This is a genomic window from Pseudomonas arcuscaelestis, assembly GCF_016881005.1.
Taxonomy (GTDB): Bacteria; Pseudomonadota; Gammaproteobacteria; order Pseudomonadales; family Pseudomonadaceae; genus Aquipseudomonas; species Aquipseudomonas arcuscaelestis.
On record NZ_JACOPV010000077.1, the window covers coordinates 1 to 1,080 of the forward strand.

The following is a 1,080-nucleotide window of genomic DNA, read 5'->3' on the forward strand; positions in this document are numbered from 1 at the left end:
CACCTATCACCTCAAGGGCATGTGGGTCGACCAGCGTTACACCCTGCTTACCGGCAACAACCTCAACCCACGGGCGTTTCGCCTGGACCTGGAAAACGCCTTGTTGATCGACGACCCACAGGGCCAATGGCTTGAGCCGCGACGTACCGAGTTGGCGCAGATCTTCCTGCATACCACGCGCATTCAGCGATACCAGGACTTGCAGACGCTGGTGGAGTACCCGCAAGCAGTTGGCAAGTTTTTACGCCGGGTCAGCCGGGTGAGGATCGAGCGGTTGCTGTATCGGATTCTCTAAGCGCTTCTCGTGACGAATTTTCTCACGATTTACTGAGAACGTTTGCTCGGCTCGGGACCACTCTTTTGGCGTATATCACCCGAAGAGAACGACCTCATGACAATCCCCGCGCTCATTCGCCGACAAGTTACCGTATTCAATACCAACGGCGGCGGGGACGCTGCCCTTACGCTGCAGCATGACCCATTGCCGGTTGTACATTCGCCGCCGCTGCTGAGGGTTCGACGCGCCGCAGAACCGCAGGGAGATGATCGTTCTTCTGCCGACATCCTTCTGGGGCAGCGGTTGGGCGATGCGATGCAAAACGGTTACACCATGCTTGAAGTGCCCGCCAACAGCAGCCTCGCGCCCTCGCTGGCGCTGTACCAGCAACGTTGGAGCGAGCCAACCCTGCAGGCTTGGCTGACCAGCAAGGCCCTTGAAATGCATACCCTCACTTTGCATAAAGACACCCTCCATGGATACGCCGACCGAGGTGGCGTGCGCACGGCTGTCAGTTTCTCCACAAGCGATGATTCGGGGTGGTGGCAGGCTTCAGCGGCTTTACGCGCGGCACGTGAAGTATTGGACCCCCAGGACCGGGGCCTCAACCCTCTGGCCGGTGAGGAAACCTGGGTGCCACGGCATTTGGTTCTCCAGGCCTTCGACATCGCTAACCCGTCATCCGTGGAAGAGGCTGATCACCTCAAACAGCAGTTACGCACTCAAGGCCTGTTGATGCAGCCCGAGCAAGCACGATCGATAGAGCGTGCCCTCGTGCAGGCTAATAAGGCTATCGCTGAGCT

General features: G+C 58.8%; 2 pseudogenes. Both read left to right on the forward strand.

Going from position 1 to position 1,080, the window contains the following annotated elements:
* Window positions 1–295 (forward strand): annotated as a pseudogene (locus H8F21_RS29355) (phospholipase D-like domain-containing protein); the annotation flags it as partial.
* Between the two features lie 96 nt (window positions 296–391).
* Window positions 392–1,080 (forward strand): annotated as a pseudogene (locus H8F21_RS29360) (hypothetical protein); the annotation flags it as partial.